Source organism: Streptomyces sp. NPDC093064 (assembly GCF_044754605.1).
Taxonomy (GTDB): domain Bacteria; phylum Actinomycetota; class Actinomycetes; order Streptomycetales; family Streptomycetaceae; genus Streptomyces.
Genome location: NZ_JBIVPK010000041.1, coordinates 1 through 25,742, shown reverse-complemented (window position 1 = coordinate 25,742; position 25,742 = coordinate 1). Strand labels below are relative to the sequence as shown.

21 protein-coding genes and 7 pseudogenes are annotated in these 25,742 nt (G+C 67.5%); 17 read left to right on the top strand and 11 right to left on the bottom strand.

The window, feature by feature from the left end; genetic code table 11:
• Positions 1-93: 93 nt before the first annotated feature.
• Positions 94-232: pseudogene (locus ACIQFZ_RS33015) on the top strand (RNA-guided endonuclease TnpB family protein); the annotation flags it as partial.
• A 9-nt stretch (positions 233-241) separates the two neighbouring features.
• On the opposite strand, the gene ACIQFZ_RS33010 reads toward ACIQFZ_RS33015, so the two are convergent.
• From ACIQFZ_RS33010 to ACIQFZ_RS33000, 3 genes are all read right to left on the bottom strand, one after another.
• Positions 242-784 (bottom strand): GAF domain-containing protein, encoded by a 543-nt coding sequence (locus ACIQFZ_RS33010; protein ID WP_402692950.1) that lies wholly within the window; start codon positions 782-784, stop codon positions 242-244.
• 7 nt (positions 785-791) lie between these two features.
• A complete protein-coding gene (locus tag ACIQFZ_RS33005; protein ID WP_402692949.1) occupies positions 792-2,060 on the bottom strand; it encodes a PucR family transcriptional regulator in 1,269 nt (422 codons plus the stop codon).
• A 267-nt stretch (positions 2,061-2,327) separates the two neighbouring features.
• A complete protein-coding gene (locus ACIQFZ_RS33000; RefSeq protein ID WP_383059496.1) occupies positions 2,328-4,781 on the bottom strand; it encodes a WD40/YVTN/BNR-like repeat-containing protein in 2,454 nt (817 codons plus the stop codon).
• A gap of 427 nt (positions 4,782-5,208) precedes the next feature.
• Between ACIQFZ_RS33000 and ACIQFZ_RS32995 the strand changes: the two are divergent.
• From ACIQFZ_RS32995 to ACIQFZ_RS32980, 4 genes and pseudogenes are all read left to right on the top strand, one after another.
• A pseudogene (locus tag ACIQFZ_RS32995) lies at positions 5,209-5,613 on the top strand (conjugal transfer protein TraA); the annotation flags it as partial.
• 438 nt (positions 5,614-6,051) lie between these two features.
• Positions 6,052-8,304, top strand: a complete 2,253-nt coding sequence (locus ACIQFZ_RS32990; RefSeq protein ID WP_402692948.1) for a carbohydrate-binding protein — start codon at positions 6,052-6,054, stop codon at positions 8,302-8,304.
• A 137-nt stretch (positions 8,305-8,441) separates the two neighbouring features.
• Positions 8,442-8,663 (top strand): integrase core domain-containing protein, encoded by a 222-nt coding sequence (locus tag ACIQFZ_RS32985; RefSeq protein ID WP_376651624.1) that lies wholly within the window; start codon positions 8,442-8,444, stop codon positions 8,661-8,663.
• Between the two features lie 194 nt (positions 8,664-8,857).
• Entirely contained in the window at positions 8,858-9,595 is a 738-nt protein-coding gene (locus ACIQFZ_RS32980; protein ID WP_402692947.1) for a hypothetical protein, read from the top strand.
• Here ACIQFZ_RS32980 and ACIQFZ_RS32975 read toward each other — a convergent pair.
• Positions 9,596-9,865, bottom strand: a pseudogene (locus tag ACIQFZ_RS32975) (IS5/IS1182 family transposase); the annotation flags it as partial.
• 163 nt (positions 9,866-10,028) lie between these two features.
• Between ACIQFZ_RS32975 and istA the strand changes: the two are divergent.
• A pseudogene (gene istA / locus ACIQFZ_RS32970) lies at positions 10,029-11,568 on the top strand (IS21 family transposase).
• Positions 11,568-12,359, top strand: a complete 792-nt coding sequence (gene istB / locus ACIQFZ_RS32965) for an IS21-like element helper ATPase IstB (protein WP_402692946.1) — start codon at positions 11,568-11,570, stop codon at positions 12,357-12,359. Before istA ends, istB begins: the two are co-directional and overlap by 1 nt.
• A gap of 140 nt (positions 12,360-12,499) precedes the next feature.
• On the opposite strand, the gene ACIQFZ_RS32960 is transcribed toward istB, so the two are convergent.
• A complete protein-coding gene (locus ACIQFZ_RS32960) occupies positions 12,500-14,068 on the bottom strand; it encodes an ISL3 family transposase (protein WP_402692945.1) in 1,569 nt (522 codons plus the stop codon).
• A gap of 83 nt (positions 14,069-14,151) precedes the next feature.
• On the opposite strand from ACIQFZ_RS32960, the pseudogene ACIQFZ_RS32955 reads away from it, so the two are divergent.
• Positions 14,152-14,394, top strand: a pseudogene (locus ACIQFZ_RS32955) (IS110 family transposase); the annotation flags it as partial.
• 20 nt (positions 14,395-14,414) lie between these two features.
• Here ACIQFZ_RS32955 and ACIQFZ_RS32950 read toward each other — a convergent pair.
• Positions 14,415-14,567 (bottom strand): annotated as a pseudogene (locus ACIQFZ_RS32950) (IS5/IS1182 family transposase); the annotation flags it as partial.
• Between the two features lie 126 nt (positions 14,568-14,693).
• Between ACIQFZ_RS32950 and ACIQFZ_RS32945 the strand changes: the two are divergent.
• Complete coding sequence (locus tag ACIQFZ_RS32945) at positions 14,694-15,539, top strand: hypothetical protein (protein ID WP_402692944.1); 846 nt, start codon at positions 14,694-14,696, stop codon at positions 15,537-15,539.
• 108 nt (positions 15,540-15,647) lie between these two features.
• Here ACIQFZ_RS32945 and ACIQFZ_RS32940 read toward each other — a convergent pair whose 3' ends face one another.
• From ACIQFZ_RS32940 to ACIQFZ_RS32930, 3 genes are all read right to left on the bottom strand, one after another.
• Positions 15,648-15,917, bottom strand: a complete 270-nt coding sequence (locus ACIQFZ_RS32940) for a DUF6193 family natural product biosynthesis protein (RefSeq protein ID WP_402692961.1) — start codon at positions 15,915-15,917, stop codon at positions 15,648-15,650.
• A gap of 78 nt (positions 15,918-15,995) precedes the next feature.
• Positions 15,996-16,988, bottom strand: coding sequence for an IS3 family transposase (locus tag ACIQFZ_RS32935; RefSeq protein ID WP_402692943.1), 993 nt, complete (start codon positions 16,986-16,988; stop codon positions 15,996-15,998).
• A gap of 32 nt (positions 16,989-17,020) precedes the next feature.
• A complete protein-coding gene (locus ACIQFZ_RS32930) occupies positions 17,021-17,404 on the bottom strand; it encodes a hypothetical protein (protein ID WP_383063651.1) in 384 nt (127 codons plus the stop codon).
• A 151-nt stretch (positions 17,405-17,555) separates the two neighbouring features.
• Here ACIQFZ_RS32930 and ACIQFZ_RS32925 point away from each other — a divergent pair, with 151 nt between their 5' ends.
• The 8 genes and pseudogenes from ACIQFZ_RS32925 to ACIQFZ_RS32890 all read left to right on the top strand — a co-directional run bounded on the left by ACIQFZ_RS32925 (position 17,556) and on the right by ACIQFZ_RS32890 (position 23,361).
• Positions 17,556-17,732, top strand: a complete 177-nt coding sequence (locus tag ACIQFZ_RS32925; RefSeq protein WP_402692942.1) for a hypothetical protein — start codon at positions 17,556-17,558, stop codon at positions 17,730-17,732.
• A 92-nt stretch (positions 17,733-17,824) separates the two neighbouring features.
• Entirely contained in the window at positions 17,825-18,121 is a 297-nt protein-coding gene (locus ACIQFZ_RS32920) for a DUF6247 family protein (protein WP_402692960.1), read from the top strand.
• Positions 18,118-18,378 carry a hypothetical protein gene (locus ACIQFZ_RS32915; protein WP_365776047.1) on the top strand — a complete coding sequence of 87 codons (261 nt, stop codon included), beginning with the start codon at positions 18,118-18,120 and terminating at the stop codon, positions 18,376-18,378. Before ACIQFZ_RS32920 ends, ACIQFZ_RS32915 begins: the two co-directional genes overlap by 4 nt.
• A gap of 1,288 nt (positions 18,379-19,666) precedes the next feature.
• A complete protein-coding gene (locus tag ACIQFZ_RS32910) occupies positions 19,667-20,272 on the top strand; it encodes a helix-turn-helix domain-containing protein (protein WP_365430136.1) in 606 nt (201 codons plus the stop codon).
• Positions 20,269-21,582 carry an MFS transporter gene (locus ACIQFZ_RS32905; RefSeq protein WP_402692941.1) on the top strand — a complete coding sequence of 438 codons (1,314 nt, stop codon included), beginning with the start codon at positions 20,269-20,271 and terminating at the stop codon, positions 21,580-21,582. Before ACIQFZ_RS32910 ends, ACIQFZ_RS32905 begins: the two co-directional genes overlap by 4 nt.
• Positions 21,583-21,761: 179 nt before the next feature.
• Positions 21,762-22,294 (top strand): annotated as a pseudogene (locus tag ACIQFZ_RS32900) (VOC family protein).
• A gap of 411 nt (positions 22,295-22,705) precedes the next feature.
• A complete protein-coding gene (locus ACIQFZ_RS32895; protein WP_376651633.1) occupies positions 22,706-22,873 on the top strand; it encodes a hypothetical protein in 168 nt (55 codons plus the stop codon).
• Positions 22,867-23,361 (top strand): hypothetical protein, encoded by a 495-nt coding sequence (locus tag ACIQFZ_RS32890; protein WP_402692940.1) that lies wholly within the window; start codon positions 22,867-22,869, stop codon positions 23,359-23,361. Before ACIQFZ_RS32895 ends, ACIQFZ_RS32890 begins: the two co-directional genes overlap by 7 nt.
• Before the next feature lie 785 nt (positions 23,362-24,146).
• Here the strand turns inward: ACIQFZ_RS32890 and ACIQFZ_RS32885 are convergent.
• Both ACIQFZ_RS32885 and ACIQFZ_RS32880 read right to left on the bottom strand, forming a co-directional pair.
• Positions 24,147-24,716, bottom strand: a complete 570-nt coding sequence (locus ACIQFZ_RS32885; protein ID WP_402692939.1) for an AAA family ATPase — start codon at positions 24,714-24,716, stop codon at positions 24,147-24,149.
• A gap of 41 nt (positions 24,717-24,757) precedes the next feature.
• Positions 24,758-25,135: an SMI1/KNR4 family protein gene (locus ACIQFZ_RS32880; protein ID WP_402692938.1), complete on the bottom strand. Its 378-nt coding sequence runs from the start codon at positions 25,133-25,135 to the stop codon at positions 24,758-24,760.
• Positions 25,136-25,742 lie beyond the last annotated feature (607 nt).

Sequence of the window (25,742 nt, the reverse complement as noted above, 5' to 3'; positions counted from 1 at the left end):
TCGACTGCGTCTTCATCGAACAACCCCGCGACACCCACCGGTACGGCACCGCACGGCCGGCGATCCTCGCCGCCGACGTCGTCACCGGCCACGACTTCTACCGTCTCCCAGGACGGCGCGGAGCGCTGGTTCGTGTCGATGCTGTGCGAGGACCCCAGCGTGCGTCCGCTGCCGGCCGCGGACGCGGCGGTCGGGATCGACGTGGGACTGGACCACCTGCTGACTACCAGTTCTGTGGTCATCACTTGCTCCTCCAGGCCCCACCGGGCGAGCTGGTCCCGGATGTACTCACGGGCCTGGCCAGCAGGTCGCGGGGGAGCAGGCCGCGCTGCAGCTGACGGGCCCTGCGGTGCTCGATGTCGTACAGCCGACCTCGCTCGAGGGCCTGGGCCCCCAGCCCGCTCAGCGCCGTGTAGAGGGCGCGTTCCTCGGTGGTGAAGGTGTGCGGCTGCGCGTAGGAGACGACGAAGACGCCGACCGAACGCCCAGAGGTGACCATCGGCATGAACGCCCAGGCCTGCTTTCCGCTCGCCTCGGGAACTCCCAGCATGTGAGGATTTTCGCGGATGAACTCCTCAGGCGAGGACCGCCGATCCGTTCGCCGTGGACCCGTACCGCCGTCAGGCCCAACCGGGCCCGGTGCAGCTGCAGAAGCCCCCCTGACGCACCGACCGCCGACCTCCTCACCGAAGCCTGGAGCAGCAGCGCTCTCGTGTGCTAGTTGTGGGATCTTGCTTGTCCAGTGGGGGCTGTGGGTGTCCGCGCGGGTCGGCAGTGGCCGCATGGTCCGCTCAGCCGGCGTTCGCGCGCTCGACCACGCCCCCCGTGTCGGCGCCCGGCTGGTATCGGCCGGTCAGTCGCGCCACCTTGAGTGCGAGGTGCAGCGACAGACGCTCGGTTCCATCTTTGAGGCTGGTGTCCGCGAGCTCTTCGACCCGTTGCAGCCGGTAGTACAGCGATGTGCGGTGCAGGTTCAACTGCTGGGCGGTGGCGCCGGCGCTGCAGGCCAGGTCGAGGTAGGTCTCCAGGGTCTCGAGCAGGGGCAGGTGGAGTGGGTTGTCGAGCAGCTTCTCCAGGCCGGGATGGATGCTCGCGCCGCCTATGTCCTCGCTGGTCAGTTGCGAGAGCACCCGGTAGATGCCGAGCTTGGACCACCGGGCGATCGGGCCGACCGCTGGTAGCTGAAGCGCGACTCGCATGGCGAGCGCGGCCTCATCGTAGGACTCGCGCACCTCGGCCAGCCTGGAGCGGACCTGGCCGACGCCTACCACCGCGCCGGACACCGACGGCAGCCCGCGGACCGCACTCTGCAGGCTTGCGTTCAGCTGGTCGGCGATGTCGCGCACCTCGATGCAGGTGCGGCGCCGCTTGCAGCGCACGAGCAGCACGCCGTGGTCGTACCGCGACATGTGCACGGCCCGGCGTAGTCCCATCCAGCGTCGGCTCTCCAGCAGGGCCTGCTCTACCGCCATGCGCGCCGGTTTGTCCAGGCGCCCGCCCGGACGCAGGCTCAGCTTCGCGGCCATCGCGACCACCGGGCCGTCGTCGGCCAGCGCGCCCTCGTCGAGCAGTGCCAACGCTCCGTGCTGGCGTGCGTCCGGCTCATCGGCGAGCAGGAGCCGGATCGCCTCGGTCTCGTGCTGCGACGCGATCTCGCCGGAGAGGTTCTCGCGGTACAGCGCGAGCGCCAAGTCGGTCGTGGTCGGTGACACGTTCGCGATCTCGTCGTCGGTCATCGACTCGTCCGGATCGAGGAACCACAGGAACCCGAGCAGCAGGCCGCCGTGCCGGATGGGGATGCACACCCGGGACAGCATGTCCAGCCGCGGGCAGGCCGGCGTGCGGATCGCACCGGTCGCCTGCTGGACACCGACTTCCCGGAAGAACGCGATCACCTCGGCAGTCGTCTGCCGACGCAGGATCGACAGCCTCCGCACCTCATCCATCGGCTCGATCTGCTCGCTGTAGACCACGACCCGCTGCAGCCGGTCCTCGATCAAGGCTGCCCGACCGGCCCTGGTGGCTATTGAATCCACGATCGCCTGGAGCTCAGACACCATCGCCTCGACTCTCGTCGCGTCGACCGGTTGATCACGTTCGGTGCATGTCAAGTTACCGCGTGCGGCAGTAGGTGGCCACAGTGCAGGTGAGGTTGCGGGCGGGGCTGTTGCTGGTGTGGTCGTAGGGACGGGTCATCTGGATGCCGGACATGGTCGAGCGCGCCGCATGGTGACCATGCGGCACGCTCGACCTGCGTATCGGCGCACCCCGGGCCTATACCGCCTCGGCTCGAAGGCAACGGCCGCTGAAACAGCGGACAGCGACCGTTACTGCTTGACCGGGAGCTGGTAGATGCCCCGGCCGAAGGTAGCCGCGTACACGGTGCCGCCGTCGGCGCTGAGCTTGACGTCCAGGACCGGGCAGTTCGGCAGCTTCGAACCGAGCCGGGCCCAGTTCTTCTTGCCGTTCTTGAGGTTGAAGACGCCGTAGTCGGTAGCGGCGTAGAGCTGGTCGTGGGCCTGGTCGAAGGTGACCATCCAGACCGGGGCGTTGGGCAGGTTGCCGCTGATGTTGGTCCAGGTGCTGCCGCCGTCGGTCGATTCCCATACGTTCGCGGCCAGGTCGCCCTCCCTGTAGTTGGAGAAGGAGGCGTAGACGTGGTCGGCGTCGGTGGGGTCGGCGACGATCGCAGTGACCCACCGCTCCGGTAGTACGCTCTTGCCGAGCTGGGTCCAGGTGGGGTTGTCGGCGTTGGCGTCGGTGGTCTTCCAGAGCTTGCCGGTGTCGGTGCCGGCGTAGATGGTGCTGGACGGTGACGTCGACGTGCCGGTGGTCTTGGCCGGGGCGATCTGGGTGACCGCGCCGTACTCGTTCGCGTAGTAGAGGTCGGGGTTGATCTCATCCTCCGGGACCTTGCCGGGCAGGCTCTCCGGGCTGTCGGGTGTGGCCGGGCTGATGAGCTTCCACGCGTTGCTACCCGACACGACACCCTTCCCGGAGCGCGCGATCGACGTGCCCGCGACGTACACGTAGTCCGGGTCAGCCGGGTCCGGCACTATCGGCATGTCGGTCGTGATCCGGGTGTCGGACGGCCACGGCGGGCTGGAGAAGCTCGTGTTGGTGCTTCCCGTCGAGCCGCTCGCGGCGTCGTCCACCCGGCGTCCGCAGCTGATCTTCGGCGGGCTCGGCTGCAGGCACTGGTAGTAGCGGAGCTGGTTGTCCGGGTCGATCTGCACCCAGTGTCCGTCACCGCCGCCGTAGGAGTTCCATTGCGTCAGGTCGGTCGGATCGGCGCCGGGCGTCCACGTGCGGATGCTGCCCTGATCCTGCAGCCCGGTGACCATGCGCCTCGGGTCCTGCTGCGACACCGACAAGTGGTACGACTGGTTCCAAGGCTCGACCTTGGAGTGCGTCCACGTGCGAGTGGCTCCGTTCCGGGTGGAGTGGTAGACGCCGCCGTCGTCGCCGTTGTAGACCCGGCCAGGCTCCTTCGGGTCCCACACCATGGCGTGGTGATCGGCGTGCGGGCCGCTCGAGTTGCTCCATGTGTTGCCGCCGTCGGTCGACTCCCTCAGGCTCACGTCCGCGGCGAACACATGGTTCTCGTCGACCGGGTCGACCCACAGTCGCCCGAAGACCCACTCGTAGCCGCCGGTGACCGATCCGGGTTCGCCGCCGCCACAGGTCCAGGTCTTACCGGCGTCGTTGGAGACGTAGAAGCCCTTGTCCGGGCCGTTCGCGCCGGCGAACTGGATGTAGGCGCGGTTCGGGTCGCTGGTGGCGAACGCGATGCCGATGCGGCCGAGGTCCGCGTCCTTGTTCAGCCCGCTCTTGGTCTGGTCCCACGAGCACACCGACCCGTTGATGCTCGAGTTGTCCTGCCGGGTCCAGGTGGCGCCGCCGTCGGTGGAGCGGTACAGCCCGGAGCCGGTACCGCCGTACTGGAACGCGCCGTTGTTCCGGGAGCGGTCCCACAGCGATGCCAGCATGATCTTCGGGTTGTCCGGATCGATGGCCACGTCGATCGCGCCTGTGTGGTCGTTGGTGGGCGCGAGGGCCTGCTTCCAGTCCTTGCCGCCATTGTTGAGGTGGTAGAGCCCGCGCTGGGCGGACTTCCAGGACAGTGACCCCGTCGCGGCCGCCCACACCTGGCTCGGGTCCTTCGGGTCGACCGCGATACGGCCGAACGCGCCGCTGTCCGGCAGACCCCACTTGTCCCAGCTGTCGCCGCCGTCGGTCGACTTGTAAAGGCCGTCACCGAAGAACGTGGTACCGCCGCCGGACGGGTTCGCCTCGCCGGTGCCGGCCCACAGCGTGCCGTCCGAGCCCCGGGCGAGTGCTCCCATCGCCTGCTGGGTGTCGGACGGCCAGGCGGCTTTCCAGTTGACGCCACCGTCGGTGCTCTTCATGATCCCGCCGCTGGACACCCCGGCGTACACGGTGCTCGGCGAGGTCGTGGGGTCGATGGCCAGGTCGATGACGCGACCCCCGACATTGGTGGGGCCCACGGTCTGCCATGGCTGACTGGCGTCGCCGGTCGGGATGCGTGCCGCCTGTCTCCGGGCCAGCGTCACTTGCCCTGCTGACACCGGGTGGCCGGAGTTGTGTTTCACGGCAAGGTAGTCGACGGGGGCCTCCTCTTCTTCCTCCTCTCCTTCGGACTCGCCCGCCGCCTTGTCCCGATCCTGCACCGCGGTCCGATCCTGGTCGGCGCCGTAACTCGATATGACCATGGGGGTCACGCCCGCCACCGTGCCTGCGGCAACGATGAAGATGCTCAAACGCCAGAGCCTGGGCGACATCTGCATGTGTTCACCACCTTCTTGGCGATCCAGGGGCAGCCGCGCGGCTACCGGGAGCACGCGGCTGCCCGGACTGTATTAATCCGATTCGGTGGGCGTCTTCGAGCAGATGTCGAACGTTGACGGATATTCGGCCGTACGTTTGACGGAGTTCCCGTCAGGCCGGCTCGCCGATCGTCGGTGCCGTGGCGAACGGAAGGTCCGCCAGGTCACCGACAGCCTTGCGCGTGCGCCGCCTGCGAGCGCGAGCACGTCAGCCAACACCCAGCCTCGGTGGCTTTCCGGGGGCCTGGACGGTGGGCCTGGGGCGTGACGGGTGTGGACGACGGATCGCTGTAGGGCTGAGTTGCCCCTCAACGGTGGGTGCTCTGGCAGTGGCGGTCATGATTTCCACGGCCTGCGTTTGGAGCGGGCGCGGGCGGCACACGCAGCGGCGGCATGGGCGCGGGTCCGTCCGGTGGTCGACATAGCGCTGGCCGCCGTCGATACCGTCGCCGTGGTGTACGTGATGCGCGGCGCCTTCAAGCGCCGGCACCTGCTCGCCGAAGCCCGCCGCCACCTCGCCTACGCCCTGCGCGGCCGACCCCACCAGCCCGGCCTGAACGAACAGATCGTGCAGACCACCGTCGACGACTACACCCGTCCGGCCGGCCGACGGATGATGACCGCCCACCTCCGCGCCCTGTACCCGCGCGACACCGAGGACCAGGCCGTGCTGCACTTGCTGACCCGCAACCGGTTCGCGTCCCCGTACGAGCAGGCCCGCCTCGCCGCCGGCGCGCTGACCGCCCGGGTCCACGCGGTACGCCGTCCTTGATCATCTAGGGAAGAGGCGCTGCCGCAATACTCCGGCCAGGCACGTTGACGCCGGCGGTGACGGCCCCCGGTTCGAACGCCCCCCTTCCTGACGGGACTTGACTGAAGCTTACTTACTTCATGCCTTGACTTAATGCCAATGAAATTGCTTGGATCCAACCCATCGGTGAGACGGGAGGGGGCGATGCGGTGGCTGTCGCCACGTCAGGACACGTAGCCGGCAGCCCTTTCCGGGCGCCCGAATTGCGGGCAAAAGCCTCGCCGACTCCGGTTCCCAAGCGGAGCCGTGCGGCGTCACCGAGGGAGGTTCCCGCCGTAACGGCCAGCAGTCTCAAGCCCCGCAACCACGCGTGCGGTTTCCGTCGGAACCGGCAGCGAGCCACCGCGCTGGCACGGCACCGAACCTCGATACCCCCAGACTCCAGGAGAAGCTGTGAGACGTCCTCGCACCGCGATCGCCGCCGTCGCGGTCACGGCACTGACCGCACTGGTCGGCACGGGTCCCACCGCGCACGCGGACCAGGCCGGGCGTGAACCGACCGGGGAGAGCCGAGTCGTGACCGGCACCTACTCCACCGGCGGCGCGCAGGCATGGCGGCCGCTGCCGAGTGTCCGCATGGGTGACGACGCGGGCTCCCCTGCCGATGCCACCGTGGTCGTGGATCCGAGCACCACCCGGCAGAACTACTCAGGCATCGGCTTCTCCCTGGACGAGACGAGCGTGTCCAACCTGTGGAAGCTCACCCCCGCCCAGCGTGATGAGGCCATCCGGCTGCTGGTCGACCCCAAGAACGGCGCGGGTCTTGACCGGTTCCGGTTGACGATCGGCAGCCCCGACCTCATCGAACATCTCCCGTTCTGGTCGGAGGACGACCTCCCCGCCGGCGTCACGGAGGACTTCGCCCTCAAGCACTTCTCCATCCAGCGGGACATCGACCTTCACATCGTGGACACCATCAAGCTCATTCAGCGCTACAACCCGAAGGCCACGTTCTTCGCCTCCGCGTGGAGCGCACCGGCGTGGATGAAGACGAACAACCGGTTCACCGGCGAGGTCGCGCTCAAGCCTGGGAGCACCACGGACTACTACCAGGTCGGCAAGTTGCGCGACGACTGCATCGATGTGTTCGCGCGCTACTACGTCAAGTTCGTCCAGGCCTACGCGAAGCACGGAATCCGCGTCGACGCCCTGACGCTGCTGAACGAGCCGGGCATGGACGTGGTCTACCCGGCCATGGACATCAGCGTCGCCCAGCAGCAGAAGCTGACCCTGACGATCAAACGTGAAATCCGGGCTGCGCGGCTGAACACCCAGCTCTACGTCCACGACTTCAACTTCTGGGACTGGCGGGATCCCAACAGCACCGCGACCAAGAACTACCACCGCATCTTCGACGACGCCCCCGACGGCTCAGTGGCCGGCAAGCAGGTCCAGAACGCGGCAGACGCCATCGCCTTCCACCCCTACTGGGGGGACCCGCGTGTGATGCGCGACGCTTACGAACAGACTGGAAAGCCGGTCCACCTCACGGAGACGAGCGACCTCTCGCCCTCGACGCTCCTCAGCGACTTCCGCCTGGATGCCGGCTCCTACATCCTGTGGGCCCAGGCCACGGATCAGGACGGAGGGACACTGCACTGGACACCCGCACGGGACAACAACATCGACTGGGAGAAGGTCGCCGCCACCACCAAGTGGCCGGACCGGCTGGTCACGGTGAACACGATGACCAAGGATTTCACCGTCCGCGACGAGTTGTACGGCATGGGGCAGTTCGCCAAGTACCTTTCCCCCGGTGACGTGCGCGTCGAGTCCAGCGCCTCAGAACACGGCGTCAGCAACGTGGTCTTCCGCTCCGGTGCCGACAGGTTCGTCGCCGTCCTCGGCAACAGGAACAGCACCGACAGCAAGGTCCGCATCGCCGTTGCCGGCCAGTCGTTCGTGGTGACCGTCCCGGCTGGCTCCTTCGCCACCTACCGGTGGCAGGGCAACGCTCCCTCGGGCCGCCACAACCACGCTCCCGACCTCGGCCCGACCACCGATGTGGTCGCCGACCAGTACAGCACCGTGCGCCTGCAGTTGCAGGCCACCGACCGCGACGGGGACCGGCTGGCCTACTACGCCACCGAACTGCCCGACGGCGTCACCGTAGACCCGGCCACCGGCCTGGTCACCATCCACCCGACGACAGCCGGTGAGCAGGACATGACCTTCTACGTCACCGACGGCAGGGCGCGTGACCAGGTGAGCGTCCACCTGACCGTGCGGCCGCACGCCGTCCCGATGGGCGAGAAGATCGAGGCGGAGGGCTACATCGATCAGCACGGCTGGTCAGCTGACGGCAGCAACTTCATCGAGAGCAACGCCGCGGCCAGCGGAGGCAAGAACGTGGGCTGGACGGCCGCCGGCAACTGGCTCAAGTACCGCATCGACGTGGCGCAGGCAGGCACCTACGATCTCGAGCTGCGCGTCGCCAACGGCACCGGGACCACCGCACCGAACGCCTTGTCCCTGCGTGACCAGAGCGGAGCCACGCTGGCAACCGTGTCGGTACCTGCCACGGGTGGCTGGGGGAATTACCAGTCCGTGCACGTGCCCGTGACGCTCGCAGCCGGTGAACAGACGATCACCGTCTACTGCGAAACGGGCGGCTTCAACCTGGACTACCTACGCTTCACCGAGTAGCCGTCCGTCTTCCGACAGCCGGGTGCCCTTGCGATGGTCCCACGTCCGCTGCACCTTCCCACTTCCGCGGGTGGGACGATCGCGGCACCCGGCGCCGTGAGGAGGCCTTGGAGGGGATTCACGCGCATATCACATAGTTGAGAGGCGCGCGTGGTCAGGAGAGAGGACACCGCACGTCTGTGTGTGGTGGAGGCCGGCAGGCTCGCTGCGACGATTCCGTTGGTTACACCAGCAGCACCGAGCGAACCCTGGCCCTGGCGGACTTCCTCCACACCTACAACCACCACCGCTGCCACACCGCACTCGGCGGCCAGCCACCCATCAGCCGCGTGAACAACGCTGCGGGCCAATACACCTAAGGATTGTCCGGCGGATCTTGACAGGCTCGCATCACACGGGCCCACGCTTCGTCGGGTAGTCGCCGGTTGTCGATGTTCCGCATTGACTCCCTCCTCCGCCTTGCGATGCACGCACCCAACGGAGACATCAGCCGCGCGGCGGGTGTGGTCGGATCCGACAAGCTCCGCGGGACGGGCCTCAGTAGGCTGGGGCGATGCTGCTCCCCACCGCCCCGCGTACCCGCCTGCGGTCCGCCGATCGGCCGGCTATCGACACGCCATTCGGCCCGCTGACCTTCGCCACGGCCATCGGGGACACTGGCCTTCCGCCACTGCCCGATGAGCTTTTCGAGCTGCCGGGCGGCCGCACGGTCGGTCGCTGGATCCGTCCCGCAGCCCGCGTCGAGCTGCTGCTGACCCCGTACGATGCCGAACTCGATCCTGAGGTCTGGGGGCCGCTGACCGACTGCCATGCGGCGGTCTGGCGGATCGACGCCCTTGCGCCGCTCCGGCAGGTGCAGTTCTCGGTAGGGCTGCCGGTGCGGCTTCCGGAGGATGCCGACGCGGGGTGGGACGGGGGGCAGGCGTTGGCGGCGATCACGGTGGAGGGCGAGAAGACCCGGCTCACTGTCGGCGGTAACGACGAGGAGGCGATCTGCGGGGCGGCCGACGCGGGCGAGGCACCCCGGCGGTGGGCGGCGCTGAGCGATGAGGTGTACGACCGTTCGTTCAGCACATGGGGCGTGGACTTCGGCGACAACCACGGCATGTCCTGGACGCTGCCTCCGTTGGAGGCCGGCGACCACTGTGAACTTCCGGTGGTGGCCGCCTGGGCCCCGGTCGCGGACGAGAGCGCGAACACTTGGTACGCCGTCATGGCGTCGCCAACGGTGTTGCTGCGCCAAGTCGCTGCCGAGCTGACAACGCGGGCCAGTGCTCAGGAAGCAGACTGATCACAGTCTGAGCCAAAGACGGATCGACGCGGCGGTGACCGTACCGTGGACGACGTCGTAGCGCGTGGCCACGGCTCGGGAGTGCTTCAGCCGGTTGATCGTGCGTTCGACCGCGTTCCGACGCTTGTACATCTCCTCGTCGAAGCCGGTGGGCCTACCTCCTTGGCTGCCCCGGCGCCGGCGATTGGCCCGCTGGTCCTTCGGCTCCGGAATGGTGTGCTTGATCTGGCGTCTGCGCAGATAACGGCGATTGCGGCGGGAGCTGTACGCCTAATGGGACCCGAAGGTCGGTAGGCGAGCCCCGATCATGGTTGGGGCCTCACCACCCTTCAGGGCGCGGAGCGAGCCCCACTGATGGCCACGCGATTCCCCGCGTACGGCCAGATTTCTCCCCGCTCGCCCCGACAGGTCCTGCTCGGCGACGCTCGAGCGGGTGAAGAACAGCAGGGAGATCATGGAAATCCTTGAGGCATACGACCTCACGGGGAGTTACCGCGCCGCGGCTGAGCTGGCCGGGTGCGACCACCACACGGTGGCCCGGTATGTGAAGATGCGGGCCGCCGGTCAGAACCCCGGCCAGCACCGTCATCGGTCCCGCGCGATCGACGACTACCTGCCGAAGATCGAGGAACTGGTGGTCCGCTCGCAGGGCAAGGTCCGCGCGGACGTGGTCCACAAGCGGATCACCGCGATGGGCTTCACGGGCGGGTAACGCACCACCCGCCGCACGGTCGCTGAGGCGAAAGCCCAGTTCAGGGCCGGTCGGCGCCGGATCTACCGGCCGTGGGTGACCGAGCCCGGGCTCTGGATCCAGTACGACTTCGGCGACGGTCCGGTGATCAAGGGCCGCAAGACCACGCTGTTCTGCGCATGGCTGGCCTGGTCCCGCTTCCGCGTCGTGATCCCGATCTGGGACAAGACGCTGCCGACGGTCACCGCGGCGCTGGACGCGACCTTCCGCCGGATCGGCGGGGTGCCGGCCTACGTCCTGACGGACAACGAGAAGACGGTCACCACCGACCACGTCGCCGGGATCGCGGTCCGCAACCCGGAGATCGTCGAGGTCGCCCGGCACTACGGCACGACCATACGTACCTGCGTGCCGGCGGATCCCGAGACGAAGGGCGGGTCGGAGTCGACGGTGAAGCTCGCGAAGGCCGACCTGGTTCCCAAGGACGTGAACCTGCGGGAGGAGTACCAGACCTTCGGTCAGCTGGAGGCCGCCTGCCGCAGCTTCTGCGAGGAGGTCAACTCCCGTATTCACAGGGTGACTCGGAGCAAGCCTGTTGACCGGCTCGCCGAGGAACGTCAGCGTCTTCACCCGCTGCCGAAGAGTCCGTTCACCGCCACTTTCGGCACCACCCGCCGGGTCACCTGGGAGTCGACGATCTCGGTTGAAGCGGTCCGTTACTCGGTCCCGCACGAGCTGATCGACAGCCGGGTCTGGGCCCGCTTCCACGGCGACGAACTGATCGTCACCGCCGTCGACGAGGACGGCTCGGCCCGCGAGGTCGCCCGCCATCTGCGCGGCGAGCCCCGGCAGCCCGGTCCTGGACGACGCCCACTACCCGCCGCGCCAGGACAAGGAAGCCGACCGGCCCCCGAGGGCCACCTCCGCCGAGGAGGCCGCGTTCCTCCAGCTCGGCCCGGGCGCCGCGTTCTGGCTGATCGAGGCCGGGGCGGCCGGCGTCAGAAGGATCAAGGCGAAGATGGCCGAGGCCGTGGCCCTGTCAAAGCTCTACTCCGCAGCGGAAGTTGACCGGGCGCTCGGCACCGCCGCGGTCACTGCCCGCTTCGCGGACAAGGACCTCATGTCGATCCTCGACTACCAGGCCGTCCACGGCCTGGCCGAGCCGGTCCGCCGCAGCGAGGACCACTCGCTGCAGCCCGGCACCTCCGCCTGGTCCGCCCTCGGCGCCCCCACCGCCAGCACTGCTGATCTTTCCGAGTACGACGAAAGCGACCTCGTCTGATGGCCACCCCTCTTCGCACCGTCCCCGGCACCAACGGCGACCCGCTCGCCGAGGCCATCGAGCTGACCCGCCGGCTCAAACTCCCGCACATCCGCCGGTCGTTGACCGACATCATCCCCACCGCGAAGGCCCAGCGGTGGGATCCCGCCGAGGTCGTCCGCGTCCTTCTCGCGGAGGAGGCCGCCGGCCGCGACCGCGCCAACCTGCACACCCGCCGCAAGCGGGCGGGGTTCCCCACCGGCAAGACCTTCGGGGACTGCCACGAGTCCAAGTCCTCTATCCCCAGGGCCACCCAGGACGCACTCAAGAGCCTGGAGTGGGTCGGGCGCCGGGAGAATTTTTGCATCTGTGGACCCTCGGGCACGGGAAAGAGCCACTTCACCGAGGCGCTCGGGCAGACCGCGGTCGAGGCCGGGCTGACCGTCGCCTGGTTCACCATCGAGGACCTGGGCGCTCTGGTCCGCCGTCACCGAGCGGACGACTCCATCGCCCGGGCTCTGGCGAAGATCGTCCGCTCGGATTTGATCATCGTTGACGACATTGGCCTGCTGCCCGTCTCCGAGGACGCCGCCGAGGGCTTCTACCGCCTGGTCGACGCCGCCTACGAGCGACGCTCGATCGCCGTCTCCAGCAACCTCCACCCCTCTGGATTCGACGAGATCATGCCCAAGACGCTGGCCACCGCGACCGTCGACCGGCTCCTCCATCATGCCCACGTCACGGTCACTCAGGGTGACTCGTTCAGATTCACCGAGGCCACCACCGGCAAGGGAGTGAAGCCCTTCAGCTGACCCCACACCACCCGAGGGCGGGGAGATATCTGGCCGCCACCGGGGAACTTCTGCTGGCCGTCGGTGGGGAGAACTACTGGCCGCCTCTGGGGACAACTACGGCTCTGTCGCGAGTTCCGTGATTCTCGGGATGCTGATCTTCAGCGGCAGAGGAGTACGCGCTTGCGGAGGAGGTCGGTTTTGGCCCGGCCGTACATCTGTCGCTTGAGCATCTTGACCCGGTTTACGTGGCCTTCGACCGGGCCGGAGTTCCAGTGCAGGCTGAGGCCGGCCATGACGGCGCCCCAGTCCTTGCGCAGTCCGGCGGCGAATCCCCGCAGTTCAGGAAGGGGGCTGTTCTCAGCATCCATGGTCCATGTCGCGAGCTTCTCCTCGCCTCGGAGGTGAACGAGCATCTCGGCGAACCGGGCGACGAGGTCGCAGGCGGCGTCGAGGTCCGGGCAGCGGTCACGGAGTTCCTTGAGGGTGACGCGGTTGTCCTCGGTGCGGTTGTCGGGGTGGGTGAGGACGACGGTGGTGACCTCGCGGGCCTTGGGAACCGGTGGGCCCGCGTTGGACGAGTTGTTCTGTTTGAGGCTGCGGACGAAGCGTCGGACCGTGCGCTCGCTGACCTTCAGGCCACGTTCGACAAGTTCTTTGTGGAGGCGTTCGGAGCTGGTGCAGCCTTCGTTGAAGCGGGCGAGGAGGTAGGCCGTGCGCTCGTCCAGGACGCTGCGTCGCCCGGTCGGACGGCCGCTGACCAGCTCGTCGGCGGCGGCCGCGCGCATGTACTTGCGCACGGTCTTGGGGTCCATCCGGAGCTCGGCGACGATGCTGGAGTGGTTGACGCCCTTGGCCATGAGCGCGTGCACGGCAGCGTGCCGTTGCCTGGTCTGCTGGGCGCGGGTGCCTTCGGGCATGTCGGGCAGCGCGGCCTCCGGCTTCGCCGCCGGGGGTGGTTCCCACTGTGCGCGGAGCCGCTTGACCAGGCGTTCTGTGGCGTCGGCGAGGTTCTGCCAGAGATGGAATCGGTCCGCTACCTGGGTGGCGGTGCCTGCTCCGCGGTCGGCTCCCTCGGCGTAGCAGGCGGCACGGTCGCGGCAGATGATCTCTGTGCCGGGGTGGGCGGTGAGCCAGTCGGCCAGGGCGTCGGCGGAGCGTTCGGCCAGTACATCGACGGGGCGTCGCTCTTCCAGATCGATCATGATCGTTCCGTAGTGGTTCCCCTTCTTCAGTGCGAAGTCGTCGACTCCGAGCACGCGAACCGTCTTGACGTCCGGGTCGGGCAGGGCGCGGATCAACCGTAGTAAGGCGTCCTTCCCGAGGCCGATGGCCTGCAGTTCGGTGAGGCGGGCACCGGCCCGACCGCCGAGCGCGAGGGCGATCTGCTCGCGGACCGTGCGCAGCAGCACGGTGCACCGCCCGTGCCGGAACGTCAGGCCGGGTATCTGCTCAGCGAAGGTCCGGCGTTCGCAGTCGGCCCGGTCGCAGAAGAACCGGCGGACTTGCAGGTGAAGCACGGCCTGATGGTTCGAGATTGCAGTGTCCGAGGGCCTGCGCTCGTACCGGCTGTGCACCCGCGTCGCCGCCTCCCCGCACCCGGGGCAGACCGCCGACGCCTCTCGTCCTCGGGCCCGGATACAGACGGTACGTCCGATGACACGAACGAACTCGACGTGCAGACGCGCGAAGTGCGGGAACAGGGCAGCGAAGAGCTCAGCGACAGACATTGGGCATGATCATGCCCGCGATAGATCAACTTCTTGAGAATCACGGAACTCGCGACAGAGCCACAACTACATGGCCGTTGACAAACCAGCGACTGGCCGCAGTCGGCTATGTGTGGGCGTTCGTCTCCCTCACCAAATCACCGGGCGCAAGGGCCCACTACGACCGCCGCAGAAGCGCCGGCGACCGCCACGTCGCGGCCCAGCGCAACCTGCTGAACCGCTTCATGGGCATGCTCTTCCACTGCCTCCAGCACGGCCAGGCCTACGACGAGACTCAGGCCTTCCCGAACCCGCTACCGGAACACCTTTCCACCGCCGCAGCTTGACGCTTAACCGCGTGGGATGTCTTATCGCCGCCCAGGGGGTCGGGACGCGTGCGCGAACGACCACCGCCGAGGCGCTTGACCCGGATGCGTTCCAGAATCGGGACCAGCTGTGGGCTGCCTCCCCACCTTCCAGGACAGCGGAGCGCGTGCCATGGGACTGTCGGACGTCGCCCTCAAGAAATCGATTACCTGGACCTGGATTTCTGATCAGGAGCACGAGCGTGTTCGTGATCAAGCAGTGATTGACAGCGGCACTGAGTACGTCAGAAGGTGCTTGCTCGGACGGCAGGGGTGGGAACGTGGAACGGCAGCAGTATGTGGAGCGGTGCTCAGAGCTTTTCGCGGTGGGTGGCTATGCCGCTGTGAGAGCAGCGGCAGAGGCGGGACTCAAGGAGTTCGGGCCGGATCCGGTTCTCTTCCGCTGGCTCGGACAAGCGCACGCTGCGGAGGATGAGGACGACCATGACCGTGAGGCTGAGGCCGCGTATCGCAAGGGCCTCGCACTAACAGCGGACGATCTCGGGCTCCTGGTGTCGTTTTTGGAGCTGTGCCTTCGCTCGGACTCCTTCGAATACCCGGAGCGGGCGCGCCGTGCGGTGGTCCTGCAAGAAAGAATCGAAGAGCTGGCGCCGCCCGGGTCAGCTGAACGCGAGCGCGTCGATGATGCGACTGGCTGGGCCGGACGGGGTTACTGGGACGACCTGAACGCAGGCGCTGCTCGCGGGCAAGCTCAGCAGGCAGCCCTCGCGGAGCAGAGCGTGTTGGTCACCGACGCGCTGCGGCGAGCCGCTCGTGGCGAGTCCGGCGAGGACACAGGGGAAGACCTCCGGACCGCCGAACTGGCCGCGGCGGTTGAGCTGCTGCAGGGGGCCCGGAACGCACCGCTGCGCCTGCTTCTCGCGCACCGGGTCGGAGCGTATGTGTTGACGTTCGTCGCATCGTTCGGCCTGAACAAGGCACTGGTGTGGAGTGGAGTGCAGGACTTCAGCCTGTGGGGCTGGTTGTTCTGGGTCCCCGTGCTCGTTGCCGAAGCCAAGCTCCGCCAGGCCAAGAGGCTGGGACAGGAGCGCGTCATCGCGCGCATACAGGCGCGCCACGACGCAATGGACCTGCCTGACAGTCAACCCGAGAGCAAGTGCCTGTGAGTGCTTCAGTTGGCCGGGGCCAGCACTCAAGTTGGCCGTTTGAGTGCTCGGCGTCGAGGGCGTGGCTGCGGCCTGACAAGTTGGCTGGAACGATTGGAGCCGGCGAATTCAGCCCGTGGAGTGTTTGGTGTCCTTCGGATCGACTGACAGGAGCGCGGCCTCGTGGGCCGCAAGTTCTTCGGGGGTCCCAACGAACGCAGGGCCGCAGCCGGGAGGAAGGCGATCGACGACCATTGCGACAGCCTGTTCTGGTGTCGCCGCAGGACCTACAGACTCGATCCGCAGGGGCCCGGCGACGAGGTACTTGCCTCCTGCTGCGGGCATGATGTAGGGAATATCCCACGTCCACCGTGACTCCGTGCATCGACTGAAGTGCAGCTCTCCAGCGCGGCCGAACCCACCGCGAACCGGCAGGCCGCCACGATAGCTGTCAAGTCAAATGAAACGGATGTGCGGCTATGAACTGTGTTGCTGTGGTTCATGCCGCCTGGCGGGGTCGTTGATCCACGCCTGCTGGGGAATCGTCGGTGGCGCGGGGCGACGGTTGAAGCGCTCCGGGTGCCGCTCGTAGGCGGTTGTGAGGGTGGCCGCCCGCTGCTCGCGGACCAGTTCGGCGGTGCCGAAGTGGACACTGGCGGGGGTGTGATATCCGATCCCCGAGTGCCGGTGGACATGGTTGTAGTGCGAGATGAACGCGTCCATCCACTCCCGCGCGTGGGTGAGGGATTCGAAGCGTTCCGGATAGTCCGACTGGTATTTCGTGGTGCGGAACTGGCTCTCGCTGAACGGGTTGTCGTTGCTGACCCTGGGGTGGGAATGGCTTCGGGTCACGCCGAGATCGAGGAGGAGTTGGGAGACCTGCCTGGAGGTCATCGAGGTGCCGCGGTCGGCGTGCACGGTGTGTGGCACGATCCCGTTGCGGTCGATCGCCTCACGGATCAACTCCTCGGCCCGCGCGGCGGATTCGGCCGCCTCAACGGTGTGGCCGACGACGTAGCGGGAGTAGATGTCGAGGATGACGTAGCCGTGGTACCAGATCCCCTTCGCCGGGCCGGCCAGGCGTGTTATGTCCCAACTCCACACCTGCGAGGAGCCGTCGGCCACGAGCTCGGGAACCGTGCGGGGCGGGTGGGTGGCCTGACGGCGGCGTTCACCGTCCTGCCCTGCCTCCTTCAGGATCCGGTACATGGTGCGTTCGGAGCAGTGGTAGCGGCCTTCGTCCAGTTCCCGGGCGTAGATCTGCGCGGGCGGCAGGTCCACGTACTCGGGCCGGTTCATCAGCTCCAGCACCGCCTGCCGCTCTGCGTCCGACAAAGCGTTGACCGGTGCCGGCCTCGGTGCCCTGGGCGCGGGCGGGGCCGGGTTCAGCCGCCGGTGGTGGGTGGCCCGGGAACGTCCGGTGATCCGACACGCGGCCACGATGCCCAGGTGCGGGGCCAGCTCCTCCACGGCCTCGTGGAGGAGAAGCTCCAGGGCGTCCTTCAGTCCGCGCTCTTGGAGAGTGCTTCCAAGAGCGCGTGAGTTTTTCCCAGTACCTCCAGCGCGGCATCCCGCTTCGCAACCTCCTTCTCCAGCCGTTCCACCTGCCGCCGCAGTTTGTCGTTCTCGGCCTCGGCGGGGTGCCTCTTCGGGCGGGAGGGGCTGGTGCGGTGGTCGGTCAGCTTCTCCAGCGCGCCGGCGTCTCTGGCCTGGCGCCACTCGATGACGTGGGAGTGGTACAGCCTCTCCCGGCGCAGAATCGCGCCCTTTTCCCCGGCGGGGGCGGCGTCGTACTCGGCGACGATGCGCAGCTTGTACTCAGCCGAGAAGCGGCGACGCTTCGGCCGCGGCGCGGGATCCTGCTCGGAAGGCTTGGTACTGGCCATTGCGGGTGATGCTCCTGTCGTGCCCGCCCACAATATCTGATCATTTCAGGGCGTCTCACCCAACGGTGTCAGAGAGGGCCAACGACTACCAGCGTCACGAGGAGGAAGGCGCCGGCTCCCTCGACTGGGAGAAGGAGCCGGAGCGGCGCTGATGGATACCCCCGAAGAGGTACCGGCTGACGACGACCCCGGCTTCCGCAACATCGGCTGCCAGATCGTGTACAGCCCCGACGGCGCCGAAGAGATCGCCCAGCGGCTGCGTCAGGCCGTCGGCGAGATCCTCGACGACTACATCGACGACGATGTCTTCGGCTACGGCGTCGACTGACACCCACGAGCACGGGAAGGGATCAGCGCATGTCTGTCCCCACCGTCCCGCAGCACGCGTACGGTGGCGATACGACCCGCCAGGAGGTGCCGATGAGCGCGCAGCCCGATGAAGCCCCCGCCCCGCCGGCCCCGGCCGCCGCCGCCCAACTGCTTGCCCAGCTACGCGAGGACCGCCGCGCCGACACGTGGGTGCCGGCCTTCGAGCGGGACTGGGCCAAGGCTCTGGAGGACTCCCGCCACACCTACAGCCTCACGCCCCTGCACGACGTCGTCCGCACCTGGCAGGTCCGCTTCGCCGCGGCTCCGGCCGTCGACGCCTACATGGAATCCGGCCGGGATGAGACCGGCTTCGTGGACCTGCCCGACGTCCTCGGTGCCCGCCGGTGACCGGTGAAGCCTGGGCGGTGCGCCTGTCCCCGCAGGCCGCGAAGACGCTCACCCCGCTCCCCGAGCACGCGAAGGAGACGGTCCGCGACGTCCTGGACATCGCACTGCGCTCCCCGTGGGGCTGGCCCCAGTGGAACACCGGCGACCCGGAAGGCGAGGACGTCCGCGCCGCCTCCGTCGGACAGATGTCCGTCGTCTACGTGATCAACCGGCTCACCCGGCACCTGTCCGTCCTGGACATCATCTGGATCGGGTAGCCACCCGCGCAGGCGGCCTGACCCCGGTGGGTCTTCCGCTCCGAGTCACACCCCGTTCGTTCTCACGTACAAAGCCATCCGGTGTCACCGTGTCGGTCGCCTGTCCGGGCGCGGCGGGGCCGGCCCCGAGCACGCGGCGCCCGGCCGGTGGGCGCGATTTCGGCTCGGCGTCCGGGGTGGCGGGGAGGCGTTCGGCGGCGAGCTGGGCGCGTGGCGTGGGCGGCAGCTCGGTGTCTCGCGTGCGGGAGACGTCGGCGCGGTCGGGTCCGGTGCCCAGCGGGCGGGGGTCGGTCATCGCCCGATTCTCGCGGTGCGGCAGGAACTTCTTCTTCACCGCCTCGCCTTGGCGCTGCGGGCCGCCCCAAGGTGCGCGCGTGTCGCGCGCGAGCGAGGCAGTGAACATCCGGGCTGGCTGGCGGAAGGCTGCGTTGCCTGCCGTCGGCCAGGCCCCCAGTGCGCGGTCTCTTGCGAATGGTGCAGCCTGCGCCGACGGGCCGGTGGGCTACGAAGGTCGCGAGCGGCAGTAATTCCAGCCTGCTGTCGCGGAAGGGGTTGTACGCCGTGTAGGGGTCCTCGTCCGTTTCACCGCGGTGGCGGCGTTCGGCCTGGTGGGCGGCCCAGGCATCCTCGCCCTGGCGGATGGACTGGGACGGCGTCTCGGTGCGGGCGCAGAACTCGGCGAAGGTCAGCTCCGGTTCGGCCAGGCGCCGGCGCCGCTCCGCCCGCGGATCGTCGCGGGTACGCGCTTGGTCGAGGTCCTTGATGCTGCGGGCGCGGGCGAGCTCGACGTCGTAGGCGATGCGCCGTAGTGCGGCCGCCACCTGCGGCAGATCGACCACCACCGGGTGCCGGTCCGGGAAATCGGCCTCCGGCCGCAGGTTCGCCACTGGCGGATAGTGCTTCCGCTCCAGGTGGTCGATCCACTCCGCGCACTGACGGATCCAGCCGACCTCGTCCACCAGCCCGCGCCGAGGCGAGCGCCCAGTCCCGTTCCTTTTCGGCCTGCTCCAGCCGCCACGCGGCCCGCCGTACCCGCGCCAGCACCCGCCGCTCCCGACGGAGCTTCCCCAGCCAGTCGCCCCTCACCAGCCGCAGCTGCCAGGTTCGCCATTCAGCGAACTGAACACCCAACCGCTACCCACCGCGCCGATATTCCCCGAGGGCCACTGCCGCCGGAACGGCCCCACTGTGCCAGCAGGGAGACCGCGTCGAGCCGCGATGAAAATTTGCAGAGTCTTCTCTGCAGAGAATCCTATGCAGAGGAGGCTCTGCAACATAGGCTGCTGGCATGTCCGACGAACCCGAGTGCACACCACAGCCCGCCAAGCCCACGCGGCGCATTGATGCGCGCAGCCTGCGGGGGCTGGCCCATCCACTGCGTATGAACATCTTTGAACTGCTCAGTCTGGACGGCCCCGCCACCGCCACCGGGCTCGCTGAACGCCTCGGGGAGAACACCGGCACCATCAGTTGGCACCTGCGCCACCTCGCCGAGCACGGCTTCATCGAGGAGGAAACCGGGCGGGGCACGAAACGCGAGCGCTGGTGGAGGAGGGTCGGCGTCACGAATGAGCTGAACACTGCCGATTTCCGTGACGATCCCGATACCCGCGGCGCGCTGTCGGTCTACCTGCACGAACTGGTGCAGCAGTACTTCAGTCGGGTCGTGAACTACATCAGCGAGGACTGGGACGACAGGTGGCGGAACGCCGGCACTGTCTCGGACTGGAGGGACCTGCGGATGACCCCGAATCAGCTGGAGGCACTCAACGCGGAGCTGATGGCTGTCATCGCCCGCCACACCCCTGCGCTGGACGCCGAGCCCGCCCCGGACGCGCTCCCTGTCGTCGTGCAACTCCAGTCCTTCCCCCGCAAGAAGCGTGGCACCGAATGAGCCATGGCATACGCGGTGGCCTCCTGCGCCGCCACCGCGATTTCCGCCTGCTGTGGTGCGGCGAGACCGCCGGCAAGTTCGGCGCGTCCGTCACCGGGGTGGCGATGCCGCTGGTTGCTGTCTCCACCTTGCACGCCAGCACGTTCGAGGTCGGCCTGCTGAGCGCCGCCACCTGGGCCCCTTGGATGATCATCGGTCTGCCAGTCGGTGTCTGGGTGGACCGCCTGCGGCGCAGACCGATCATGCTGGCCGCTGCCGCGGTCTCCCTCTTACTCTTCGCCAGCGTTCCGGTCACCGCATGGTCCGGCTGGTTGAGTATCGGACTACTGCTGGCCGTCGCCCTGCTGACGGGCACGGCAGCGGTGTTCTTCCAGACCGCCTACAGCGCCTACCTCCCCAGCATTTTGGAACCCGATGACCAGCCCGAGGGCAACGCCAAACTGCACGGCAGCGCGTCCGCCGCGCAGATTGCAGGGCTCGGCTCCGGCGGCCTGATCGCACAGTTGGCAGGTGCGGTGAACGGGATGTTCGCCAACGCCGCGACATTCCTCGTCTCCCTCCTCTGCCTCGCAGGCATCCGGCACCGCGAGCCACGCGTCACCGGAACCGAACATCGCCCCAAAGCACTGGTCAGTGAAGTCCGCGAAGGCCTGCGGCTGATCGCCGTCGACCCCTGGTTTCGCACGTTCACACTCTTCGGAGCCGCCTCCAACCTGGCCCTTATGGGATACCAGTCAATCCAGGTGGTCTTCCTGGTCCGGAGCGTCGGCCTGCCCCCAGGGACGGTCGGCGCACTCATCGCGGCTACCAGTGCCGGAGGCGTGGCCGGGGCATTAGCCGCACGCCGGGTCGCCGACCGGATCGGCACAGCCCGCGCAACACTGCTGTTCGAACTGGGACTTCCCATGCTCGCTCTACTCATCCCGCTGACTGTCGGCGGAGCCGGGATCCTGCTCTTTGTGACCGGCGGCTTCAGCGTCTCCGCGGGCGTCGTGGCCGGCAACATCATCAAGGCGAGCTTCCAGCAACGCTACTGCCCGCCGGATCTCCTCGGTCGCCTCACCGCAAGCACAGCATTCCTCAGCTACGGAACGATCCCCATCGGAGCACTGCTCGGCGGCGCGCTCGGAACCGCACTCGGCCTCCGCACCGCCATGGCCATTACAACAGCGGGGGTCCCGCTCGCCGCACTGATCCTGCTCTTCTCCCCGATCCGGCGGTCCCGAGACCTGCCGACATCCCGCCAGCCAACGAGTAATTCCAAACTTCCGCTGGATTCTGATGGCGAGCCGGTCCTACCTCGTCATTGAGCCTTTTCAACCTCAGGTGACGCGGCCAGGTTGGGGCAAGGGATGGAGCGGGAGTAGCGCGAGCAGTTGTGAGGAAGGGACCGGTTGCGCTCCGAAGCCCGGCCGTTATCTAGGAGAGTAACTGGCCTAGATCGCACCTAGCGTCGCTGTTGACGACCAACATCAGTGAGAGGACCGCGATGCCCGAGCAGACCAACGCCGCTCCCGAGGGCTACACCACCGTTGCGCCCTGGGTCGTAACCGACGACACGGGGGCCTTCCTCGACTTCGTCACCCAGGCTTTCGGAGGTGAGGAGCTGGGGCGGGTGTCGACCGAAGATGGCTTGATCGGCCACGGTGAGATCCGGGTCGGCGACACCGTCGTGCTGGCCTTCGACCGACATGCTGACTGGCCCCCACGCCGAGCCTGCTGCGCGTGTTCGTCGCCGACGCGGACGAGGCGTTCTCGCGAGCCATCGCAGCCGGAGGTCAGGCCGTCACTTCCCTCGCGGACGACGCCTTCGGGCAGCGCGGAGGGCGTATCAAGGGCCCGTTCGGCAACATCTGGTGGGTAATCAGCTGCGTTGAGGACGTCTCTGAGGAAGAGATGTGGAAGCGGCTGCAGACGCCCGTATATGCCGAGGCCATGCGCGTAGCTCAGGAGACGCTCGACGCCGAGCTCAGCGGGCGACGTCATGGGCGCAGCAGCGCACCCGTCAAGACGACGAGCTGAGCGATGAGCGCTTTCAAATCCGGCGAGGCGTACGTGAAAACCCCCTGACGCCACCCCACCCCGGGCGAAGCGGGGCTGTCTGTGGGCCGCCCCAGGGAGGCCTGCAACGACCAACGACGACAGACAACGACAGCATCCCTGCTGGTCAGGAGAGTGGTACCTGTAATCCGCCGAGGTTGCCGAGCCAGGACATCACTTCTTCTGGAAGTGACGCGGCATCTTGCTGACCTGCACGCACTCCAGCCACCGCCCTTCTGACCTGCGGGTCAGCGGTCGGCGGCCGTCGTCGCCTGTCATCGTAGAGTCCCCTCGCACGGCCCAGAGACGGCCCCAGTCGGATGTATCGGCGTCATGGCCACCGTCTGGCTGTTCCCAGGAGGTTGTCAGCACCAGGTGGGAGGATGCCGTGCCATGATCGCACCGATCAGTGAGTCGTGGACGCGAATCGAGAATTGGCTGGCCGAGCGTGCCCCGGCGACCTACGCCGTGTTGGCGCCGCCCGCGGATCCGGCGGACATCGCTGCAGCCGAACGCGTCATCGGTCGGCCACTCCTGAAGCCCTTGGTGATGCCTTGGTGATGTCGCTGTCGCGGCACGACGGTCTCCTCGACCAGCGATTCTCGCTGATGCCAGGGTTCTACAGACCGATGAGTGCACGCGAGATAGCGGCTGAGTGGCAACGCTTCACCAGTTTCTACGACAAGCGCACGGCGGATGAGGAAGGAGAGGAGGCGGACTACGACTTCACGAAGATTGGGGCCAGCAAAGTCCTGTACGGACATCCGCAGTTGATCCCCATCGCCCGGGACGTCCGCGGGGGCTGCCTCGTACTGGACCACCGCCCCGAGATCGACCGGGGGCGCGTCCACGAAGCCGATGCCGAGCAAGGCCTTATGCGTAAATCGCACGAGATGTGGGCGTCCATGCCGGTGCTCATGGAGGCGATCGCCGCCTCTCTCGAGACCAACCAGCCCCTCAACGACTACACGCCCGCAGTCGACGAGGAGCAGAGGCTGTACTGGGACTTCATGCCGCTGCGCAGTGACAGGACCTTGCATCGGTCATGACGCAGCAGCGGATAGTGAGGTCGGTGGAGTCTCAATGACCCAGTCAAGCGCTGCCGCACTCGGACCCTGGAGCACCAGTTTGGAAGATCGCGTACGCGGGTCCCTGCTGAGCTGCCAAGTGCTTGAGCAGGGAGAGAATGCGGCTGGACTCGTGATTCACCGTGGGTCCCCACAGTCTCGTGCCTGAACGGGCACGCGGGGGGCACGGCACACGGGGCGATGTCGGCAGTGGCGATTCTGGCGGGGGAAACGTGAGCAAGGGTTGGCCTGAGCGTTGGTGGACGACGGCTCTCCTGGCTGTGGTGCTGACCGGCATCGTGACCTACGACGTCTGGAGGGCCGTGGGGGTTCTTACGGAGCCGGTAGTGGACTGGTGGGCTCTTCCCGGGCCATGCCTGGGAGGAACTTGGTTTGCGCTCCTGGCGGTTGCGTGTGCCCACCGTGCGATCACCCTCCACAGGAGGACACGACCCGTGGGTGGTGACACGCAGGCTGGCCACTGACTCCCGTCGGGCGAGCCGTAGCACCTCGCGGCCATCCTGTGGCCAACAGTGCTACCGCCTGGCCCCGTCCCCCGGTGTAAGTGCAGGTCATCGGCCGATTGGGAGCTGTCCCGCGCACCAGAGGCGTACCGCCAAGCACGGTGGCACTTCCGCAATCGGTGGACTAGCCAACAGGAGGAGCGGTTTGCGATGACGCTGCACCCGCCTACGGATCATTCACGGTGCCCCGGGATGTGCGCTGAGCCGAGGTTGTTGCCCTTAGCCTGCAACCTTGAGCCATGGTCAAGAGTTGTGGTTCGAGTCGTTCGCGTCGGTGACGCTGTCGCTCGGGTTGAGGAGGTAGGCGCCCCTCGCGACGCCTTGCAGGATGCTGTCGGCGGTTGCCTCAGCGGTCAGGTTGGTGGAATCCAGGACGTGGGCCTCATAGGCGCCCAGGTTGCTGAACTGGCCATGCAGTGAGCGAATCGGCTCGGGGTCGGTCAAAGCGTCGCCGGCCCGGCTCGTTGCCCGTTCCAGTGTGGTGTGTTGGTCCGGCCGAAGGATGACGTAGCTCAGCGGCAGGGCGCGCTCCCGGGCCGTCAGGCGGAAGAGGTCGATGAACCAGGGCCCGACGATGCCGTCGCAGATCACCTGGTAGCCGCCGTCGGCGTAGCCGAACGCTGCCGAGGCCAGTACCTGGAGGACTACCTGGTTCTGTTGATGTGCTTCGGGCAGGTAAGGCGCGATCCAGCCCTGCTTGATATAGCGCCAAAAGTCGTCGCTGTGCAGGTGGACGCTGGGAGTCAGGCGATCTGCCAGCAGTTGCGCCACGGTGCTCTTGCCGGCTCCGGGCGGCCCGGTCAGGGTGATCACCTGACCGCGGTGAGGGGACGTCCGGGAGAGGGGCGGCGGGTTCATGCCGCCACCGTGCCACGTTCGACCAGCACACCGCTTTCGAATGTGGCGTACCCCCACGAAATCAGTCCACCGGGTTCGGGGTGAATGGGGTACGGGACATGCTCGGAGTCCCCAATGCTCAGGGCTCTGTCTCGACGCTCAGTGAACGTCTGGTGCGTCTTGCGCATGCGCTCCAGCAACGGGCTTGATCCATGTGGGTGGAAGACAACGAGCTCACCGGAGATGGACCCGCTGCCGTAGGCATTGAGGAACGCCTTGAAGTCGCTGGGCAAAGCGGAACCTACGTATTGCTCGACTTCGTTCCAGTCGTCCAGGTTCGGTTGCCGGCCGACGGGTTCGCCCAGCAGGGCCTGCAACTCATCCAACGAGGACATGCACTGCTCCAAGACTGGTCAGCGGGGATCTGCGCCGCCAACTTAGCCGCGCCAAACCGATGGGTCGAGTGACTCAAGGACACCTCGGCTGTCCCATCATCAGCAGCTCAAGCCACTGCTCGACACCTCGAGCGCTCACCTGCCAAGTCAGGCGCTCATTACAACTGTCCAGCCCGGCGGCAGGTTGGAAAAGGCCCAGTATTCCTGCCCGTTGGGTGCTGTGCGAGTGAACTGGAATGCCATCGCCATCAGACCCTTCAGTTGGAGATCCTTGAGGGCGCTGTAGTTCGGTGGTCTGGCGTGTCGGGTAACTGCAGTGTATGCGGGCTGGGTTACTGGATGTCTCGTCGGTCGTGACCGATCGGGAGTGGGCTGAGGAGTGGTCGGACCGGCTGGAGGACCTGCTCGTGGAGGTGGGGGCACGTCTTTGGCCGGTGGGAGCTGCGACTGCGGGCGCAGGCGTGCATCCGTGGGTTGCTGGCGCCGCTGTCGCGCAAGAACGGCCGGCAACTGTCACCGCAGCTGTAGTTCCGGCATCTGGGCTGGTCAGCGGCTTGCGGGGGTGGTGTGAGGGTATGGGTACGGCCACCATGATCATGAACGTTTG

Excerpts from the sequence above, each read along its gene's own strand:
- ACIQFZ_RS33010 (WP_402692950.1), bottom strand. The coding sequence starts at position 784 with ATGCGGCCACTGCCGACCCGCGCGGACACCCACAGCCCCCACTGGACA.
- ACIQFZ_RS33005 (WP_402692949.1), bottom strand. The coding sequence starts at position 2,060 with ATGGTGTCTGAGCTCCAGGCGATCGTGGATTCAATAGCCACCAGGGCC.
- ACIQFZ_RS32980 (WP_402692947.1), top strand. The coding sequence starts at position 8,858 with ATGCTGCTCCCCACCGCCCCGCGTACCCGCCTGCGGTCCGCCGATCGG.
- istB (WP_402692946.1), top strand. The coding sequence starts at position 11,568 with ATGGCCACCCCTCTTCGCACCGTCCCCGGCACCAACGGCGACCCGCTC.
- ACIQFZ_RS32960 (WP_402692945.1), bottom strand. The coding sequence starts at position 14,068 with ATGTCTGTCGCTGAGCTCTTCGCTGCCCTGTTCCCGCACTTCGCGCGT.
- ACIQFZ_RS32930 (WP_383063651.1), bottom strand. The coding sequence starts at position 17,404 with ATGGCCAGTACCAAGCCTTCCGAGCAGGATCCCGCGCCGCGGCCGAAG.
- ACIQFZ_RS32925 (WP_402692942.1), top strand. The coding sequence starts at position 17,556 with ATGGATACCCCCGAAGAGGTACCGGCTGACGACGACCCCGGCTTCCGC.
- ACIQFZ_RS32920 (WP_402692960.1), top strand. The coding sequence starts at position 17,825 with ATGAGCGCGCAGCCCGATGAAGCCCCCGCCCCGCCGGCCCCGGCCGCC.
- ACIQFZ_RS32910 (WP_365430136.1), top strand. The coding sequence starts at position 19,667 with ATGTCCGACGAACCCGAGTGCACACCACAGCCCGCCAAGCCCACGCGG.
- ACIQFZ_RS32905 (WP_402692941.1), top strand. The coding sequence starts at position 20,269 with ATGAGCCATGGCATACGCGGTGGCCTCCTGCGCCGCCACCGCGATTTC.
- ACIQFZ_RS32895 (WP_376651633.1), top strand. The coding sequence starts at position 22,706 with ATGATCGCACCGATCAGTGAGTCGTGGACGCGAATCGAGAATTGGCTG.
- ACIQFZ_RS32880 (WP_402692938.1), bottom strand. The coding sequence starts at position 25,135 with ATGTCCTCGTTGGATGAGTTGCAGGCCCTGCTGGGCGAACCCGTCGGC.